The 18,704-nt window shown below is 45.8% G+C and carries 14 protein-coding genes and 1 tRNA gene; 14 read left to right on the top strand and 1 reads right to left on the bottom strand.

Going from position 1 to position 18,704, the window contains the following annotated elements; translation table 11 throughout:
• Window positions 1-94: 94 nt before the first annotated feature.
• From AABA11_RS15850 to serA, 10 genes are all read left to right on the top strand, one after another.
• Window positions 95-1,126, top strand: a complete 1,032-nt coding sequence (locus tag AABA11_RS15850; protein ID WP_265728203.1) for a type I glyceraldehyde-3-phosphate dehydrogenase — start codon at window positions 95-97, stop codon at window positions 1,124-1,126.
• Between the two features lie 34 nt (window positions 1,127-1,160).
• Window positions 1,161-2,324: a phosphoglycerate kinase gene (locus AABA11_RS15845; RefSeq protein ID WP_338269374.1), complete on the top strand. Its 1,164-nt coding sequence runs from the start codon at window positions 1,161-1,163 to the stop codon at window positions 2,322-2,324.
• A gap of 295 nt (window positions 2,325-2,619) precedes the next feature.
• Window positions 2,620-3,687, top strand: coding sequence for a class II fructose-bisphosphate aldolase (gene fba, locus AABA11_RS15840; RefSeq protein ID WP_338269372.1), 1,068 nt, complete (start codon window positions 2,620-2,622; stop codon window positions 3,685-3,687).
• 136 nt (window positions 3,688-3,823) lie between these two features.
• Window positions 3,824-3,908, top strand: a tRNA-Leu gene (locus tag AABA11_RS15835).
• A 182-nt stretch (window positions 3,909-4,090) separates the two neighbouring features.
• On the top strand, window positions 4,091-5,191 hold the full coding sequence (locus AABA11_RS15830; protein ID WP_265728206.1) for a substrate-binding domain-containing protein: 1,101 nt from the start codon (window positions 4,091-4,093) through the stop codon (window positions 5,189-5,191).
• The gene (locus tag AABA11_RS15825; RefSeq protein WP_338269369.1) at window positions 5,179-7,773 is read left to right on the top strand and encodes a nitrogen regulation protein NR(II); all 2,595 of its coding nucleotides are present in this window, start codon (window positions 5,179-5,181) and stop codon (window positions 7,771-7,773) included. Before AABA11_RS15830 ends, AABA11_RS15825 begins: the two co-directional genes overlap by 13 nt.
• Entirely contained in the window at window positions 7,770-8,465 is a 696-nt protein-coding gene (mtnN, locus tag AABA11_RS15820) for a 5'-methylthioadenosine/S-adenosylhomocysteine nucleosidase (protein WP_265729282.1), read from the top strand. The genes AABA11_RS15825 and mtnN overlap by 4 nt, the downstream gene beginning before the upstream one ends.
• Before the next feature lie 3 nt (window positions 8,466-8,468).
• Complete coding sequence (locus AABA11_RS15815) at window positions 8,469-9,461, top strand: hypothetical protein (protein WP_338269367.1); 993 nt, start codon at window positions 8,469-8,471, stop codon at window positions 9,459-9,461.
• Window positions 9,462-9,573: 112 nt separating this feature from the next.
• Window positions 9,574-10,674, top strand: coding sequence for a tRNA (uridine(54)-C5)-methyltransferase TrmA (gene trmA / locus AABA11_RS15810; protein WP_265729279.1), 1,101 nt, complete (start codon window positions 9,574-9,576; stop codon window positions 10,672-10,674).
• A gap of 191 nt (window positions 10,675-10,865) precedes the next feature.
• Window positions 10,866-12,095, top strand: coding sequence for a phosphoglycerate dehydrogenase (gene serA, locus AABA11_RS15805; RefSeq protein WP_265729278.1), 1,230 nt, complete (start codon window positions 10,866-10,868; stop codon window positions 12,093-12,095).
• Window positions 12,096-12,196: 101 nt separating this feature from the next.
• On the opposite strand, the gene AABA11_RS15800 is transcribed toward serA, so the two are convergent.
• Window positions 12,197-14,170 (bottom strand): methyl-accepting chemotaxis protein, encoded by a 1,974-nt coding sequence (locus AABA11_RS15800; protein WP_265729277.1) that lies wholly within the window; start codon window positions 14,168-14,170, stop codon window positions 12,197-12,199.
• 322 nt (window positions 14,171-14,492) lie between these two features.
• On the opposite strand from AABA11_RS15800, the gene AABA11_RS15795 reads away from it, so the two are divergent.
• The 4 genes from AABA11_RS15795 (at window position 14,493) to AABA11_RS15780 (ending at window position 18,448) form a co-directional block, all read left to right on the top strand.
• Window positions 14,493-15,602: an extracellular solute-binding protein gene (locus AABA11_RS15795; RefSeq protein ID WP_265729276.1), complete on the top strand. Its 1,110-nt coding sequence runs from the start codon at window positions 14,493-14,495 to the stop codon at window positions 15,600-15,602.
• An 89-nt stretch (window positions 15,603-15,691) separates the two neighbouring features.
• Complete coding sequence (locus tag AABA11_RS15790; protein ID WP_338269362.1) at window positions 15,692-16,774, top strand: ABC transporter ATP-binding protein; 1,083 nt, start codon at window positions 15,692-15,694, stop codon at window positions 16,772-16,774.
• Complete coding sequence (locus AABA11_RS15785; protein WP_265729274.1) at window positions 16,767-17,654, top strand: ABC transporter permease; 888 nt, start codon at window positions 16,767-16,769, stop codon at window positions 17,652-17,654. Before AABA11_RS15790 ends, AABA11_RS15785 begins: the two co-directional genes overlap by 8 nt.
• Complete coding sequence (locus AABA11_RS15780; protein ID WP_265729273.1) at window positions 17,651-18,448, top strand: ABC transporter permease; 798 nt, start codon at window positions 17,651-17,653, stop codon at window positions 18,446-18,448. Before AABA11_RS15785 ends, AABA11_RS15780 begins: the two co-directional genes overlap by 4 nt.
• Window positions 18,449-18,704: the final 256 nt, after the last annotated feature.

The raw sequence follows: 18,704 nt of genomic DNA, 5'->3' as shown, positions 1-18,704 counted from the left end.
AAAAGAGGTGCGCCACTTGTTGCGTACCTCTTTTTCTTTTTTATTATGGTGGTGGGCGTTTCCGCTGCTAAATTTGCGATGAAGTAGTGGGAATATGTTGCGAGTCGCTATCAATGGTTATGGTCGTATCGGACGTTCGGTTTTACGGGCGCTTTATGAAAACGGCTACCGCGATCACATTCAAGTGGTTGCCATTAATGAATTGTCTGACATTGAGACAATCAGCTATCTTACTCGCTATGACACAACGCATGGCCGCTTTCCTCAACCTGTTTCTACTCGCGATAACGCATTGCTTATTGGTGATGATGCGATCTTGTGCTTTTCCTGTGCCACGCCAGAGGAATTGGACTGGTCTGCTCTTGAACTGGATATGGTATTGGAGTGTTCGGGGAGCTTTTCTGGACGAGAAGGCGCCCAAGCTTATTTGAACGCAGGCGTACCCAAAATGTTGCTGTCTCAGCCAGCGGCGGCGGATGTTGACGCGACGATTGTGTATGGTTTCAACCATCAGGATATTCGAGCGGAGCAAAGTATCGTGTCGGCGGCGTCTTGTACCACAAACTGCCTTATTCCGGTTTTGGATGTTGTTAAACAGTTTGCTGGAGTGGTGCATGGTATGACGCAAACTATCCATTCTGCGATGAACGATCAGCCAGTGATTGATGGCTATCATACCAAAGATTTGCGCTTAACTCGTGCGGCGTTGAGCTCGATAATTCCCGTTGATACTGGTTTGGCGCGCGGCATCACGCGAATGATGCCTGAACTTGACGGAAAAATGGGGTGTAATGCGGTACGCGTTCCCACCTTGAACGTCTCGGTGATTGATTTAGTATTGCGTACAGAGCAAGACGTCACGGTTGAGCAAATCAATGCGCAATTAGAACAAGCGGCAAACTCAAAGTATGCAGGGCTAATGGGCTTTACCAAAGAAGCGCATGCGTCAGTGGACTTTAATCATGATCCGCGTTCGGTGATTATCGATAGTACGCAAACGCAAGTCATTGATCAGCGCATGGTGAAGTTGCTTTGTTGGTTTGATAATGAATGGGGCTACGCGAACCGAATGCTGGATGTGGCTAAATATTGGGCCGGTGTGATTGAACAATCAAAATTGAATTGAGACATCTGAAGTTTAAACGACGAGGACATCGTACATGACTGTAATTAATATGAAAGACGTGGATCTGGCGAACAAGCGAGTATTGATTCGTGAAGACCTTAACGTGCCTGTGAAAAACGGTAAAGTAACCAGCGATGCGCGTATTCGTGCGGCATTGCCAACGATTAAGTTAGCGTTAGCGGCGGGCGCGAAAGTCATGGTGATGTCTCACCTTGGTCGCCCAACAGAAGGTCAGTACGAAGACGAATACTCGCTTCAGCCTGTCGCAACACACCTTGCTGGTTTGCTGGGCCAAGACGTGCCATTAGTCAAAGATTGGTTAGATGGCGTTGACGTGGAGTCAGGTCAGCTTGTTTTGGTTGAAAACGTACGTTTTAACCTTGGCGAGAAAAAAGACGACGAAGCATTGTCTAAAAAAATGGCGGCTTTGTGTGACGTGTATGTGATGGATGCGTTTGGCACGGCTCACCGTGCACAAGCTTCTACTCACGGCGTGGCGAAGTTTGCTCCGATTGCTTGTGCTGGCCCATTGTTGGCGGCAGAACTTGAAGCGTTAGAAAAAGCGTTGGCAAAACCGGCTCGTCCAATGGCGGCGATTGTTGGTGGTTCAAAAGTATCGACTAAGTTGACGGTGTTGGAATCTTTGTCTGACAAAGTGGATCAGTTGATTGTGGGTGGCGGTATTGCCAACACTTTCTTGGCTGCGGCAGGCTTTCCTGTGGGCAAGTCTTTGTACGAAGAAGATTTGATTCCTCAGGCAAAAGCCTTGATGGCGAAGACCAGCATTCCATTACCTGAGGACGTTGTGGTTGCAACGGCGTTTGCGCCAGATGCGGTTGCGACAGTGAAAGACGCCGCGGATGTGGGCGCTGATGATATGATTTTGGACATCGGGCCAAAAGCGGCGGCGGCGTTTGCTGCACTGCTCGAAGAGTCTCAAACGATTATTTGGAACGGTCCTGTGGGCGTGTTTGAATTTGATCAGTTTGGCGGTGGAACCAAAGCGCTGGCGATGGCGATTGCCAACAGCAACGGTTTTTCCATTGCGGGCGGTGGCGATACCTTAGCGGCGGTCGACAAGTACGATATTGCGGATCAAGTGTCTTATATTTCGACTGGCGGCGGCGCTTTTTTAGAATTTGTTGAAGGAAAAGTGCTACCAGCGGTTGCGATGTTGGAATCACGCGCGCAAAATTAGTATCAAAGAATGACAAAGATCGTTCTAAAATAATTTATAACTAATAAAAAGGCGAAAAGCCTATTTCGCTAACACCATCACATGCAGAACGTGAGTTGTGTTGAAGTGGTGTTGGCGAAAAACAAAACTAGAGAGTGACCTACTTGGCGTAAGCTGAGTATGACAATAACGATAAGGCGTAAGCCACATGATGCGTGATAACGCTGTCATGATTACAAATACAGAGAGTTATCTAACACCGTAACTCCAAACGTTATAAATACAAAACCAGACAAATTGTCAGAGGAAACCTTTTATGCCTTTAATTAGTATGCGTCAACTGCTTGATCATGCAGCGGAACACAGCTACGGCTTGCCAGCGTTCAATGTGAATAACATGGAACAAGTGAAAGCCATTATGGAAGCGGCTCATGAAGTGAACTCTCCTGTTATCATGCAGGCATCAGCGGGCGCACGTCAGTACGCGGGATCACACTTCCTTCGTCACTTGATTGCGGCAGCCATTGAAGATTACCCGCATATTCCTGTTGTCATGCATCAGGATCACGGTACCTCTCCAGCGATTTGCCAGCGTTCTATTCAGCTTGGTTTTTCTTCTGTCATGATGGATGGTTCTTTGATGGCAGATGGCAAAACGCCAGCAAGTTATGAGTACAACGTGGATGTCACTCGTCGTACGGTTGAATTTGCGCACGCTTGTGGTGTGTCTGTAGAAGGTGAGCTGGGTGTACTTGGTTCATTAGAAACAGGTCAAGCCGGTGAAGAAGACGGTGTCGGCGCAGAAGGTATTTTGTCGCACGACCAGATGTTGACGGATCCTCAAGAAGCCGTAGACTTCGTAAACGCAACGGGGATTGATGCGTTGGCGGTAGCGATTGGTACCAGTCATGGTGCGTACAAGTTTACTCGTCCACCGACAGGCGATATTTTGGATATTGAACGTATCGCAAAGATTGTTGAGTTGTTGCCAAACACTCACATTGTGTTGCATGGTTCTTCTTCTGTGCCGCAAGACTGGTTGGAAATCATTAACGAATTTGGTGGTGATATTCCTGAAACCTACGGTGTTCCGGTGGAAGAAATTGTTAAGGCGATCCGTTACGGTGTGCGTAAGGTAAACATTGATACTGACTTGCGTTTGGCGGCAACGGGTGCGATTCGTCGTAGCTTAGCGGAACACAAAGGCAACTTTGACCCTCGTAAGTATCTGACCGAAAGCATCAAGGCAATGAAAGCGGTTTGTATTGATCGTTACGAAGCGTTTGGTTCTGCAGGTCAAGCTTCTCGTATCCACACTATGGATTTGGAAGAAATGGCGGTACGTTACGAGCGCGGCGAATATTCAGGCGGTCGTGTTTTTTAAGCGTTGTTTTGACGTAAACGACGCTGAATGAATGGCTGAGCGGTTAGGCAAAGGAAAATATTGTTAAGTTTTTCATAAAAAAGCAAAAAAACTATTGACCGAAAAAATCAATTGCCTATAATGCTCGCCATTCCTTGCGGGAGTGGTGGAATTGGTAGACACGCTGGATTTAGGTTCCAGTGCTTCACGGCGTGAGAGTTCGAGTCTCTCCTTCCGCACCAAATTTAAAAAAAGCTGACTTTATGTCGGCTTTTTTTATGTCTGAAATTTATGCCAATGACGGTTTGTCATGTGGTCTCTTTGTCTTTTTTGCACTTGTTGATATTTTCTTGTTCCTGTTATCACGAAAGTTCGTTAAGTTGGTTAGAATGATGTTTCTGCTGATGGTGAATTGAGCTTGGTAATGGGAAGGCTGTGTATTTTTGTCGTATTGATGCTGCTCGGTTGCACGGCGTTGACCGCTCGCGCCGCAAATATGGCCTTGGATCTGATGGACAGTCATGATTATTATCAGGCGATTCCTCGACAGGGCCCATTGTCGGAACAGTTCACGACCATCATCAATTCTCCACCGAATCCCATTCGAGTAGCGCAAAAGCGTGCGGTTCGTATTGCCTTAATGCTGTTTGGTGATGAAAACACCATAGAAAACAAGTCTCTTCAGATGGCGCTTAGAAAGCGAATGCGAGAACTGGGTATTGACTATCGCTTAGATATTTACCTTGATGATGCAAACGACAACAGTGATTTATCCGCATATTTAAAAATAGCCTCTACGCCACCTGATTACATTGTGATGACAAAGCTGGGCTTTGTTCAGCGTCGATTTCTAGAGCATTTTTTACGTACGAGTAAAGCCAAGGTGATTCTTTATGACTTTGCGACGCCACTAAGACATTGGATGAACCATCCACCATTAATGTATATCGGGTTTGATCAGAAGAAGGCGGCAAAAATGTTGGCAAGTTATCTCGATCGACAGCTTCCTTCAGATACGACGATTTCAGCGTTGGTTCTACCTCAGGGGTATTTGAGTTATACGCGCTGTGATTTGTTTTTGGATGAAATGCTCAAATACAAACGACGCATCAGTCGAGTCAGAGTGGTCGCGGATGACAAGAAGCACGCTTATGAGGCTGCTAGGGTGTTTTTGAATGAGTCGCCGACGGACTTTATATTCAGTTGTTCCCAGAATATTTCCGAAGGGGTTGTGGCTGCTTTGGAAGAGCGGTCTATCAAAGATACTCAGACGAATGCGTGGGGGCTGTCTTCCAATGGCATTGCGGACTTGTTGAACCATAAAGTGCGCGTCAATGTTTTGTTTATGCAGGATAATTTATCGATCGCCGTGGCTGAGGCCATTAAGTTAGACCTTGAAGGGAAGAACATGCCGAACCTTTATGTAGCTCATTCGACGCTTATGCCCGCGGAGTTGGATTCTGACAGTTTACGTTTAATGGTTCAGCAGGCGTATCAGTATTCGGTGGAATTATGGCAACAGTAACGGACAGTTTACAGAACCGACTTAAACAAAAAGCCTTGTTGTTGATGTGTGCGATCTTTTTTGTGATCGCGGCATTGAGTGTCTATTTTATCGAGGTATTGACTCAGTCTGCTCAAGAGAAAAATTTGGCACTGAAGCATCGGATTGTTGAGCAAGCGTTTAATGGCTATTTGGCGCGTGCAGAAGATGAGATGAAGTTCATCGGTCAAGACCTTTCCTTGAGCAATTATGTGGTCGGTCGCGAATTGGATTTGTTGTTTAGTCATCATGAGGTGTTGTTTTTCGGTGGGCTAGACTTTTTTTATATTGAGTGGACCGATGGGCGTTACTCAATGGACCCTCGTGCACGGTTGTTTACTAAGGTAGATCTTCGTTCGGTATTAGACGATGGCTTAATCAATCGCTGGACTTCCGTTGAGACAAAAGACAATGCCACCCTGTTGATGTTGAAAACGACGCTGTTGTCAGATGAGCAGGACAATACGGGTTTTTTATATGGCTTTATTTCCCTGAACGATAATTTGACCTTGGTGAACGAGTTATTGGAAAGCGCTGGGGTGAGTGCGGTTCGTATCTATGATGTATCGCACAATAGAGTGTTGTTGGAAGAACATAGAACTGGTGTTGACCAGTCAGATGCCATGTTGCGTGCGCGATTGCCGTTGACCTCGCCGGTGCAAGCTGATTTGTTATTGGATGTTATAGAAACGCATACTTTTTCTTCTGTGCTTTTTTCTAACGCCTTACCTTTGATTTCAGCGGTATTCTTGGTGTTATTTGGGTTTTATTTCGTCTTGTCTCGTCAAATTAAAACCGCCATTTTTCAGCCGATCGAGGCCATGGTGTATGACCATGAAGAGGCTGTGTTGCCTTATGTGGAGTTACAGCCTATTCAGCACCAAAGTCGCCAGTTGGTGGCGTCGATTAAAGCCAAAGAGCAGCGTTTTATGCTGCTGGCGGAATCCATTCACAGCGCGATTGTGTTTTGTAATGAGATTGCTGAAATTGAGTTGTTAAACCCGGAAGCGCAGCGTATTTTTCCTGGGTCTGATAAGGCGCGAACTGTGTTTGATTTCATGCCAATTGCTTGCCATCAGCCCATTCAGGAAGCTTTGAAAGGGAATGTTGGGGTGACATTTGATCTGACTTTCAATGAGTTAGGTCAGATATACCATTGGCAAGCGCATTCTTTTAAAAATGAAAGTGGCTATCGTGGGCTTTTACTGGTCGGAAAAAATATTACGCAAGAAACTCGGTTGACTTGGCAGCTTGATCAGTTGCAGCCATTGTCTTCTTCTTATCAGAAAACCGTTGATTCGGATGCCGTATTAAGTGAGTTGGCGTATCTGGCCAAATTACCTAACTCGGTTGGTTCGGATTCGCTAAAGGGATGGCTTTCGTTGTTGTTGTCCGTGTTAGATGACATAGCGTTGGTTGAAAGTGATGTGGACCTTATGCCTCTTGGCACCGTATTTTGTCAAGAAAGTGAGCGAGTGATGCTGGCCATGGGGGTCGAGGCGAATCGAGCCAAAATCGATTGCTCTGTGGAGACTGGCGCAAAAGTGGTTGCGGTGGACGCGCATTTTCGTGGATTGATTCGTGTGTTACTGATGATGGTGATGTCGAACGACATGGCGGAGCGTCGTTTGAGTGTCCGCTTCAATAAGACTGAGCTTGAAATGGTCGCCATGAATGACATGGCTTTGCGGCCGCTGTTTTTTTGGATGATCAAAAGATTGTTAGCGGACGTCAATGGCCAACAAAAAACGCTTCAAAATGGCGCTCTACAATTAAACATGGCGATGCAAGAGCAAGAAAGCGATGCCCCTCAGCCTTCTTTGGCCCCAAATCGTGTGGTGGCTTGGGTGGCCAATGATTACCCAAATGCCGATGCTGTTTCTGAGGCGCTGGAGCGATTTGGTTTGATTGTTAAGTCGTATGTGTCTGTAGACAGCTTTTTTACACAGTCCAGTGCATTAAGCCAGTTTGATGCGGTATTAATTGGTTGTGACAAAGAGACTGAGGCCCAAGCCAATATCACTTTGAGTCTAAAACTGAAACACAAGCGAGATCATCTCCCAATAGTGTGGCTTAACAGCACGCTTCCCGTCGACGTTGCAGAACATGTCTACACATTACAAGGGGGCTTTTTTGACTACAATTTATATCAAGTGCTACTAAAAGCCTGCTCTGTGGAAGGAATCTGCACTGTGCACGCTAATGAGCAAGACATGTGTTGGGTCATGGTGGGCGGTAGTCGAGTAACAAAAGCCATTTGGTATACGGAATTAGAGCAGTACAATATCGCCACTCAGTGGTTAGCGGATTTGCACAGCCATCATGTGGTGTTGTCGTATCAGCCGAAGGCGGTGGTTGTCTTGTTGGAAGCGCAACCTGCAGCGGAAATAGAGGCGGCTCAGTCTGCGTTTCCAAATGTGGCTTTTTATTCTGTACAAAGGTGGCCAGAAATGCCGGATAATGTGGTTTTTTTCGACATGGTTTCACCTAACTCTAGTGAGCAAATACGTTTTTTTACCCAAGACGTTATGAAACAAAATACAAATTCTAGGAGCAATGAATGAGCGTAATTGGACTAATCGGTGCGATGGACGAAGAAGTCGCGGTGATCAAGGCGTGGATGACCGATGTTCGTGAGCAGTCGATAGCGGGCTGTGATTTTTTTGTTGGGCAGTTCGAAGGCAAAGATGTGGTGTTGCTTAAATCGGGAATCGGCAAAGTCAATGCCGCGGTGTCGACCACGTTATTGTTGTCTGAGTTTACCCCCGAGTATGTGATTAATATTGGTTCTGCTGGTGGGTTTGACCCTGATTTACAGGTTGGCGATGTGGTGATATCCGATCAAGTGGTTCATCACGATGTGGATGTCACCGCGTTTGGTTATGCCATGGGTCAGGTGCCAAATATGCCTGCGACATTTTCTGCGGATCCCCAGCTGGTTGAGCAAGCCAAACATGCGCTGTTGTCGGTAACACAAGTGCAAGCCAAAGTAGGTCTGATTGGGACGGGCGATAGCTTTATGAATGATCCAGTTCGTGTTGACGCTGTGCGCACGATATTTCCTGATCTTGTGGCCGTCGAGATGGAAGCGGCAGCGGTAGCGCAAGTTTGCTTCAAGTTTGGAACGCCTTTTGTGGTTGTTCGATCCTTATCTGACATTGCAGGGAAAGAATCACCTAAGAGCTTCGAGGAATACCTGAAAGTGGCAGCAGAGAACTCTTCTCTGATGATCCAGCAGATGTTGAAAGGATTCTAACGTATGGGTTTTGGCAAGGGTCACATGGTTGTGATGTGTCTGGCGACGTGCTGGCCCTTTGCTGCTTGTAATGCAGAAGACGTTTCGACAGTTGATGAAGAGTCATCTGTTGATTCGGTTTCGTCAGAAGAATCAGACGCATCATGGTGGCTGAGTTCGCATGCCTCGGTGTCCAAAACCATCGGTAGCTGGTCGAGCAATATAGACTCTTTTTTATCAGGTAAGCAGAGTCAGCAGGCCACAGACAGTAATTTGGAAATACGTTTTGGTAGTGTCTTGGGCAATAGCGAACGTTCCGGATTTTTTGACTTTCATGTTCAGCTGCAGTTGCCGAATACACAGGACCGTTTGCGCCTTGTGGTTGAATCTGAGGCCGATTCTTTGGCTCCTGAGAGCATACAAGGTGAATCTTCTCAGCAAGACAGCGTGGTTAATTCGGCATTGAAGTCGAGCATTACCGCTGCGGTTCGCTATATTAAACAAGATATTGGTCTGGATATTGATGCGGGTGTACGCGTGGACTTCCCTTTGGATCCGTTTTTGCGCCTTCGTTTAAGGCAAGGCGATACTAGCGGAGCTTGGAATTGGTGGCAAAAACAAGAAGCGTTTGCGTATTATTCAAAAGGAGTGGGCGCGCGTTATGGTGTAGGTTTAGGCTACGCAGTAAGTCCGACCTTGGGTATGGGCTCTGATTTTGGCGTGACATGGCTGGATAAAGAAGGGCTTTTTTATGTGCGAGAGAACTTCTCTGTACAGCATCGTTTGAACGAAAAAAATCGCTTGGGCTATCAACTGAGTTTTCTTCAATCTGGAGAAAATGCGATTGCGTCGGACAGTTTTTTATACAATGTGCAATATGAACGGCTCATTTATAAAGATTGGCTGATTGGCCAGGTTAAACCTCAAATGACCTATAATGCAGAAGACAACTACGATGGCGTCTTTTCGTTGACGCTATCGCTCGCGATATTGCTCGGGCCTGAGTACTTACATTAACGGCCACACAAATATTGAATTTTCTTGCGTGTGATTAGATTTGCTTTCCGGTAACTCGTATAATGCCGCGCTCTAAGACAATTAGTACCTACCGCTTCCAAGAGAATGAGTCATGAGACCGGATCAGATCCAACCTGAAATGTACCAAGAACAGCTGTTAGAAAAGCAGTCTGCATTAGCCACGTTAATGGCGTCGCTGTCATTGCCTGAAATGGAGGTCTATGCAAGCGAACCATCCCATTATCGAATGAGAGCAGAGTTCCGTATTTGGCATGAAGGCGATGATTTATTCTATGCGATGTTTGATTCTGCTGATCCTAGAACCCCCATTCGAACGGATCAGTTTTTGGCCGCGTCCGCCCTTATTAATGAGTTAATGCCACAGTTGTTGGATGCGGTACGGCATGTTCCGGTGCTGCGATATAAACTTTTTCAAGTGGATTTTTTAACGACAACCACGGGTGAAGCGCTCATTAGCTTGCTTTATCATAAGCCGATCGACGATGAATGGAATGCGGCCGCGCAGCAATTAAATACAGCGTTTCCTGCTTGTCACTTTATTGGCCGTAGCCGCAAGAAAAAGCAAATCTTGACGCGCGATTTTGTGATGGAAACCTTGCACGTTGGCGGGCAGAAGTTTCATTATCAACAGGTAGAAAACAGCTTTACTCAACCGAACGCGGGTATTAACGAAAAAATGCTGGAGTGGGCGTTGGATGTCACCAAGCACGCTGCGGGTGATTTGCTTGAAATGTATTGTGGTAATGGGAATTTTTCTATTCCATTGGCACGACATTTTGAGCGAGTCGTTGCCACTGAAATCTCCAAAGTGTCTGTGAATTCGGCGCAGCTAAATATTGCGATGAATGGTATGAGCAATGTGCAAGTAGTGAAGATGGCCAGTGAAGATGTGTCCGCGGCATTGAATGGCGATGCTGAGCTGCCTAAGAGTCTTGTGCAAGCCGGTGTCAGTGAGCTGTCTCCTTCTGTGGTGTTGGTTGATCCCCCTCGTGCAGGGTTGGATGACGCCACGGTCGAATTAATTCGCAAAATAGACTCTATTTTGTATATCTCCTGCAACCCTGAAACGCTCAAATCAAATTTAGAGGCGTTATCCAGTACGCACGATGTGGTTCGTTATGCCATGTTCGACCAGTTTCCTTATACACATCATGTGGAAACCGGTGTTTATTTGGAGCGTAAGAAAGGTTAACCATCAAAAAAGAGGCGATTAGGCCTCTTTTTTTTATTGAGCGGTGTCCGCATGGAACGTGTCCAATGTGTATGAGTTTTGTTCTTATCATAATGAAAGACATTCTTGTATCTTGAATACGACAGAGAATGTTCTGTGTTAACATATTGACGTGAATTTTCCCCCACCATAATAGAGAAGTCGAACGAGCCATGAGCAACACCTCACTAGACAAAGGCAAAATCAAAATCTTGTTATTAGAAGGCGTTCATCAATCTGCATTAGATGCATTGCATGACGCAGGCTACACCAACATTGAATACCATAAAACGGCACTTGCGGAAGATGAGTTGATTGAAAAAATCTCTGAAGCACACTTTATCGGTATTCGTTCTCGTACACAGTTAACTGCAAACGTGTTAGAGCATGCTAACAAACTGGTTGCTATTGGCTGTTTCTGTATTGGAACAAACCAAGTTGATTTAGACGCAGCAAGCGAAAAAGGCATTGTTGTCTTTAACGCGCCGTACTCGAATACGCGCAGTGTTGCTGAGTTAGTGTTGGGCCAATTAATTCTATTACTGCGCGGCATTCCTGCGAAAAACGCAGCTTGTCATCGTGGTGGCTGGATTAAGTCCGCAGTAGGTTCGTTTGAAACTCGTGGTAAGCGTTTGGGTATTATCGGTTACGGCAGCATCGGCACTCAATTGAGTGTTTTGGCAGAATCTTTGGGGATGGAGGTGTGTTTTTATGACATCGTCACCAAATTGCCACTGGGTAATGCTCGACAAATTAAGAGTCTGAAAGAGCTGTTGTCAACCAGCGACATCATCAGCTTGCACGTGCCTGAAACCAATTCGACTAAGATGATGATTAGTGCGAAAGAAGTGTCTCAAATGAAGAAAGGTTCTATCTTCATTAACGCATCACGCGGCACTGTTGCCGATCTTGACGCGGTGGCGGAAGCGATTAAGTCTGGTAACTTAGGCGGAGCCGCGGTTGACGTTTTCCCCGTGGAGCCAAAAGGCAATGACGAAGAATTCGTCTCGCCGCTGCGTGGCTTAGACAATGTTATTTTGACGCCTCACATCGGTGGTAGCACCATGGAAGCGCAAGAAAACATTGGTATCGAAGTGGCAGATAAGCTTATTAAGTACTCTGACGTGGGGACAACTACGGCAGCGGTTAACTTCCCTGAGGTGGCGTTGCCTGCTCAGTCTGATAACCACCGTATTCTTCACATTCATGAAAACCGTCCGGGTGTGCTTTCTAAGATCAATGCGATCTTCTCTGAAAATAACATCAACATTACCGGTCAGTACCTTCGTACAACGGAGAAGCTTGGCTACATGGTAATGGATGTGGATGCAGAAGAGGGCGAATTGGCACTTGAGAAAGTGAGAGAAGTGGAAGGAACGGTTAAAGCGCGCGTTTTGTTTTAAGCTTTTCCCTCGTTGCTAGTGCTCAATGTTAGAGCTAAAAAATCCAGCTACGGCTGGATTTTTTGTGTCTGTGTTTTGTTCATTCAAGTCAATCTTGCGCGCTAGCTGATCCCTAGCGTTGTTGTGATGTCTTGGATTTTTTGTTTGATATTGTCGGTTACACCAGACATAAACTCTTCTGTTTCGTTGGCTTGTTCTCTGACTTTGACAACGGATGTATTGAGGCGATTCATGCCAAGCTTTTGTTCAGCGGCATACCCCGTTGCTTTTTTAGCCAAATGGCTTGATTGTTCAGACTTCTCGAGAATGTCCTGGGCGGATTGACCGAGCGCTTGAGTCAGGCTTATTTGCTCTGCTGAGGCTGACTCAATCAGGTCTAAGTTGCTTTTAAGTTGGCTGGTGGCTGACGTCAGCTGAGAGAAAATGCCGGTAATTTCTTCCAGTGACTGCTGGGTTCTGCTCGACAGCGTGCGTACTTCTGATGCAACCACAGCAAAGCCTCGACCATGCTCGCCGGCTCGCGCCGCTTCAATCGCAGCGTTCAGTGCTAGCAAGTTTGTTTGCTCTGAGATGTCTTTGATGCCACCGACTATAGAAGACGCGTTCGACACCGAGCTCTCTAAATTATCCAGAGCGTTTTTGCTGCTGTTTAGGCGCTCTACGGTGGTCTGATTGGCGATCGCCAACGACGCGGCTTGGTCGACACTGTGGGTCATGGCGACATTGGTTTCAGTGGCGTAATTTGCCACTTCTTGCGCGCGAACTTCGGCTTTACTGGCAAGAGTTTCGACTTGGTTTGACATGCTAAGGGTGTCGTCCAGTTCTTGCTTTGATGCCATGCTGATTTGATGTACCTGAGCAAAGGAATCCAACATGTCATTTAGTGATAATGAAATGTTGTTGAGCTCTGTGTCTCTTTGTTGGCGCTGTACGGCAATTTGTTCGAGATAACGATTCAAATAATGCGCAACGTCGGACAACTCGTTTTTGTTTTTCCCAACTTTAAGTGTGCTGATGTTTTGATGTTCAACCAACTCTTTTACAGCGTTGTAGAGGTCTCTGGCGCTTTTGACGACGACCTTGTTCTGGAAAATATGGACAGAAATAGTGGTCAGAATCATCAAAATAACAAACACAGAAAAAGCCAATAGTGTTTGTTTCTGAGTGTCTTGAGCACTTTCTTGAATGTCTTCTGTGCCAGCTTTTAAGATGGTCTCCAGTTGGCTAATCAAGGCGCGTATTTTGTTTTGTGCGGTAATGGCTTGTTGGATATTAATCAGACTTGAGTCGACATCTTTTAAATATCGCCCAGACCAAGTGTGAAGTTCGCTCTTGGTTTCTTCCAATGGATCGACTTCGTCTTGAGCGTCTTCTGACTCACTTGCCCAGCCCATAAGGGATGATAGGTCGTCCCCCGCCGATTCTTCTTGGTTTTCGCCAAGACTCAATATCGGCAGTTTGCTGAAATCTTCAATATGCGATTGAAACAAAGTAATGGAGTCGACCAGCCGCTGATAATTATCTGGAGTTTTATTGGCTAGGTAATCGTCTTTGGCGCTGCTGACGTGTGCAAGGTCGGCATACAACAGAGCTTGGCTCGCCAGATAAGGGGCAGCTTCTTGTAGGCCGTTTTTGGCTTGATAAGAGAGGACTTTGTCGGCCAGCGTATCCAAAGACAGCAGTGTTTGGTGTTCATTGTTTTCGATCAAGGCAAAAGGATTGCCGGACAGTTTTCCTGCGGCACGAACATCCGATTGAAGGCTGTTTTCTATTTCTATTAGCTGTTCGTTAATGGGGTCTTTTATCGTGTCAGGCAGTGAATTAAGGGCCGGACGAATTTTGGTCTCAATAAAGTCCTGCGCACTTTGCAATGCAGACGCTTCACCCGATGACAAATACCCTTCGATCTGTTGTTTCAAATCGATAGCAGAGTATTCCCAGACTTGGGTGTAGCTGTCACTTTGCTCAAAGGCGTTGCGGAATTGCATTAAGCTCCACAGCAGCAGGGCAACAAGCATGGCGGCAATAATGAAGTAACTTACCGTAGTGGTACGTGTTACATGAGATATTTTCAATTCTTTCCCCATTTCACTTATAAAAATCTGACCGTGCGCCTACATTAATACAGTTATATTGCAAAAATGTGACAGCGAACTGTTGGTCGGCTTGATTGGGGTGGTGCTTTTTTATCCAGCAGCGACATTTTGTTGGCTTTTTGCGCCATGACTTGTGTTAATCCTGTCCAAATGGAAAAAAAGCTTTCCTGGTCACTTTTTCGTCATTATTTTGTATTAGATTAGAAAGTATATTGAACGTTTGTTTAATAAAAAGTGTTTGGGCACGGATGTGTCTTTCCTAATGAACTAGCTAATAATCCAATAATAAAGGAGCTCTAGAATGACCCTTTCCCGTCGACAATTCGTGAAAGGCGCCTCCATTGCAGGTGCTGTTGCCGCTACGCCATTTTCGATTAATAACGCCATCGCCGCGAATAAAGAACTGCGTATTTACGCATGGGCTGGCTACATTACCGATGAAATGCTAGCGGACTTTAAGGCGAAAACCGGAATTAATGCGACGTTTACGCCGTATGGAACAAACGATGAATTGATGAATTCGCTACGCGCAACCGATGGAACTGGCTTCGATATTATCATGCCAACGGTTGACCGTGTTCCTGGCTATGTTGATTACGATCTTGTTCAGCCTCTGGATGTGAAACGTATTAATTGGAGTGGCTGTCTAGAGAGCGCGCTGGCTGGCTCCGATGTGGGTGGTATTGTCAAAGGGAAGCGCTACTTTGCGCCTTCGGATTGGGGAACAGAGGCGATTGCTTACAATAAGAACGATGCAAAAATCAGCAAAGAACTAAGCTACGGCGATCTTTGGTTACCAGAGAATTCTGGTGGCGTAACGGTTCGTGGCCATTCTGCGTTAGTTGGTATCGGTTTGTGGTTAGAAAATGCGGGCAAACTGCCTTTCCCTTTGTTGGATTCGTATAAAAACGAAAAAGCCATGCGCGCGAACTTTGATGTCATTCTAAAAGTGGCGACAGAGCATAAAGCGTCGATTGCTCAGTTCTGGTCAACAGAAAACGAAGCGCAAGGTGCATTTCGTACCAATGGTGCAACGATTGGCCAAACCTGGGACAGCACTGCATTCAAGCTGCAATCAGAAGGTGAGCCTATTGCTTACGGCGCACCAAAAGAAGGGGCGTTGGCTTGGATGGAAGGTTTTGTTATTCCTAAAAATGCCAACAATGTGGATTCGGTTTATGAGTTTATTAATTGGTATTACACGCCAGAAGCAGGCGCTATGTTTGTGAAAGCAACAGGCTATAACTCCACAGCGAAAGGCGCGGATGCATTATTGCCTGCTGAAACGAAGCAGTTCTTCCAAGATTCTTACAGCAAACAGGATCTTGCCAACTTGTGGTGGTGGCCAATTCAAGAACCATGGTATGTCGCATTACGTAACGAATATCAAGACCGTTATTTGTCTGCATAACACCTCGAAGGCCCTTTGTGACTTTACGTCGCAAAGGGCTTTTTTGTATCGAGACGATTGTGTCAAGAAAATCAACCAGCGAGAGAAATATGGATAGTAGTGTTCATTTAGATAATACCGTCATGCAATTTGGGGACTTTACCGCCATTCAAAAAACCGATTTAACGATTCAATCCGGCGAATTTTTTAGTTTCTTAGGCCCTTCTGGCTGTGGCAAAACCACTATTTTAAATATGATCAGTGGTTTTATTGATCCCACCCAAGGCGATGTAAAAATTGGCGGTAAGAGCATGCGTGGTGTGCCAGCAAATAAGCGTCCAACGTCGATGATTTTTCAAAACCTCGCCTTGTTTCCTCTTATGACGGTGGCCGAGAACATTGAGTTCGGCTTAGAGGTTCGCGGTGTTTCGAAAAGTGAGCGCAAAAAAGCTTCTGACCGCTTACTTGAATTGGTGGCGCTGGAAGGAAGTGGCACCAAAAAAGTATCTGAGTTATCAGGAGGTCAAAAGCAGCGGATCGCCATTGCTCGTGCCTTAGCGGTTGAGCCTCAAGTATTGTTATTAGATGAACCCTTGTCGGCATTGGATTTAAAGCTACGTCAGCATATGCGCACGGAACTTAAAGCCATTCAGCGAAAAACGGGCATCACCTTCATCTATATTACCCACGATCAAGGTGAGGCATTGACGATGTCGGATCGTGTTGCGGTGATGTCAGCGGGTCGTATTCAGCAGGTTGCTGATCCTATCACCTTGTATCGTGACCCCCAAACGTCTTTTGTTGCGTCATTTGTGGGTGAAAATAATGGCGTTAAAGGTAGGGTGATTGAGTCCAATTCGGATCTTGTTGTGTTGGATTGTGGGCCGCTGGGTAAATTGGCAGGGCGATCTCAGGGTAGCGTTAATGTGGGGGCGGATGCGACGTTGTTTATTCGCCCTGAGCATTTTAGGTTACAAGCTGAATCAGGTATGCACTCGTTGCAGGCCACCATTGATGAGGTGAATTTCGAAGGCGCGTATTTGACGTTGAATGCGAATACCGCCACTCATCAGGCTTTGTCAATTCAGTTAGGCACGCATCAGTTCTCTGAGTCTTTAAAGAAAGGTGCGCCTGTTAGTCTTTCTTATCATGAGCAAGATGCCATTGTGATTGCGGGAGAGGGTCATGTTTAGTCAGCTAAAGTCGCGTTTTGGCAGCGGATTGGCGGTTGGCATTATTGGTATGATCGCTGTTTGGTTAATTGGTTTGGTGATTTTGCCTCAGCTCTTAATGGTGGATTACTCGTTCCGACCGAATTTATTGCCTGCCGATATTGGTGGGCCAAAAGACGCTTACTCCCTGACAAATTACGAAACCTTATTTAGTAATAAAATACATTTAGCCATCTTTTTCAAAACGATTTGGTCTAGCGTGTTAGTGACGTCTTTAACGCTCATGGTGAGTTATCCAATTGCGTTTTATCTTGCCAAGGTTGCGACGCCTCAAAAGGCGGCGTTGTGTTTATTGTTACTGATTATTCCATTTTGGATTAATGAAATTTTACGAACCTTTTCTTGGTACATTATTCTTGCTTATAAAGGACCGCTGAACGCGCTGCTGTTAGGCTTAGGAGTTGTCGATCGACCAGTTCGCTTTTTGTCAGGTGATGGTGGGGTGTTGATCGGTATGGTTTACGCCTACATATTGTTTATGATTTTTCCTATTTATAACGCCATAGAGAGCTTGGATACCAATCAGATTAAAGCGGCGCGTAATTTGGGGGCTGGCTGGATTCGTACTCACTGGCGTGTGGTGATTCCTCATGCTAAACCGGGTATTGCGACGGGGTGTATCATGACCTTCATGTTGGCAGCGGGAAGTTACGCTGTTCCAGCATTACTAGGCTCTCCGGGTAGTCGTTGGTTCACTCAAATCATTTACAACTGGTTTTTTGAAGGCGGCGATTGGAACCAAGGTGCTGCTTATGCGTTCTTACTGCTTATTATCTGTATCGGTTTTATCGCTTTGGTCATGCGTGTCTTTAAAGTGGGTTTGGGGGACATTGCAAAATGAAGTCTGAAACTATTATGCGCTTCGCTGTACGTTTTTATATCGGCGTTTTTTTTATCTACTTATTCACACCGCTTATTATTATGGGGCTGGCTACGTTTAATGATAGTCGATTCCCTACGGTTTCGCCCTGGAAGGGGGCAACGCTTAAATGGTTTGAAGCACTGGCTCAAGATGGAGCCATGTGGACGGCACTATGGACCAGTGTCTTGGTAGCGGCCGGTGTGTTGGTGGTTGCGGTGCCTATTGGTATTTGCTGCGCTTTGTTTTTATCGACAGTACAGGGGAGAGGGAAAACTTTTCTTTATTCGCTGATGATGTCGCCCCTATTAACACCGGGTGTGATTGTGGGGATCTCGACACTTATCTTTTGGAAGGGGTTGTCGGTGAGTGGTGGTGTCTTCTTAACCGTCGTTGCCCAAACGACCTTTATTGCAGCTTATGTCATGTTAATGGTATTGGCTAGGTTGCAGCGCTTTGATCGGACGCTGGAAAATGCGGCGCTGAGTTTGGGGGCCACTCAATGGCAAGCGTTTAGACGCATTCTCTTGCCTTATTTAAAGCCTGCTATTATCTCCGCTGCAGCCATTGCCTTTCTACAATCATTTGAAAACTACAACACAACCTTATTTGTTAAAGGTTACGACACAACTTTAACGGTTTATATCGCTTCTAAAGTGAGAACGGGTTTGACGCCTGCCGTAAATGCACTGGGATTAGTGATGATTTCTATCACTATCATTCTTGCAATTGTCTATGAAGTGAAGCGACGACGAGAACTTTCTGTCAGTTCTTAGTGGATACGACCGATGAATTTGAAATGGAAAAGGCCATTATTTGTATAAATAATGGCCTTTTTAGTGTCTTTTGATGGTTTGTTGATCAGTTTTGGGGGGCGGAACAAATAAATATGACAAAATAATAAAAAACCTTAAAAAAGGGTTGCACAAAATCTGTAGATCCTTAATATACGCCCTCGCTGACACGGACAGGGCTTCACTCTCACAGAGAAACGAAGTGGCTTAAGTGTAACGGCAACGCTCTTTAAAATAG

This window comes from Marinomonas pontica (genome assembly GCF_036322735.1).
GTDB classification, from domain to species: domain Bacteria; phylum Pseudomonadota; class Gammaproteobacteria; order Pseudomonadales; family Marinomonadaceae; genus Marinomonas; species Marinomonas pontica.
The sequence above is the reverse complement of the archived record's forward strand: the minus strand, read 5'-3'. Positions and strand labels throughout refer to the sequence as shown.

What these genes read in the sequence shown, in the direction of transcription:
- AABA11_RS15825 (WP_338269369.1), top strand. Translation starts at nt 5,179, where the DNA reads ATGGCAACAGTAACGGACAGTTTACAGAACCGACTTAAACAAAAAGCC.
- serA (WP_265729278.1), top strand. Translation starts at nt 10,866, where the DNA reads ATGAGCAACACCTCACTAGACAAAGGCAAAATCAAAATCTTGTTATTA.
- fba (WP_338269372.1), top strand. Translation starts at nt 2,620, where the DNA reads ATGCCTTTAATTAGTATGCGTCAACTGCTTGATCATGCAGCGGAACAC.
- AABA11_RS15815 (WP_338269367.1), top strand. Translation starts at nt 8,469, where the DNA reads ATGGGTTTTGGCAAGGGTCACATGGTTGTGATGTGTCTGGCGACGTGC.
- AABA11_RS15780 (WP_265729273.1), top strand. Translation starts at nt 17,651, where the DNA reads ATGAAGTCTGAAACTATTATGCGCTTCGCTGTACGTTTTTATATCGGC.
- AABA11_RS15845 (WP_338269374.1), top strand. Translation starts at nt 1,161, where the DNA reads ATGACTGTAATTAATATGAAAGACGTGGATCTGGCGAACAAGCGAGTA.
- AABA11_RS15850 (WP_265728203.1), top strand. Translation starts at nt 95, where the DNA reads ATGTTGCGAGTCGCTATCAATGGTTATGGTCGTATCGGACGTTCGGTT.
- AABA11_RS15785 (WP_265729274.1), top strand. Translation starts at nt 16,767, where the DNA reads ATGTTTAGTCAGCTAAAGTCGCGTTTTGGCAGCGGATTGGCGGTTGGC.
- AABA11_RS15830 (WP_265728206.1), top strand. Translation starts at nt 4,091, where the DNA reads ATGGGAAGGCTGTGTATTTTTGTCGTATTGATGCTGCTCGGTTGCACG.
- AABA11_RS15795 (WP_265729276.1), top strand. Translation starts at nt 14,493, where the DNA reads ATGACCCTTTCCCGTCGACAATTCGTGAAAGGCGCCTCCATTGCAGGT.
- trmA (WP_265729279.1), top strand. Translation starts at nt 9,574, where the DNA reads ATGAGACCGGATCAGATCCAACCTGAAATGTACCAAGAACAGCTGTTA.
- mtnN (WP_265729282.1), top strand. Translation starts at nt 7,770, where the DNA reads ATGAGCGTAATTGGACTAATCGGTGCGATGGACGAAGAAGTCGCGGTG.
- AABA11_RS15790 (WP_338269362.1), top strand. Translation starts at nt 15,692, where the DNA reads ATGGATAGTAGTGTTCATTTAGATAATACCGTCATGCAATTTGGGGAC.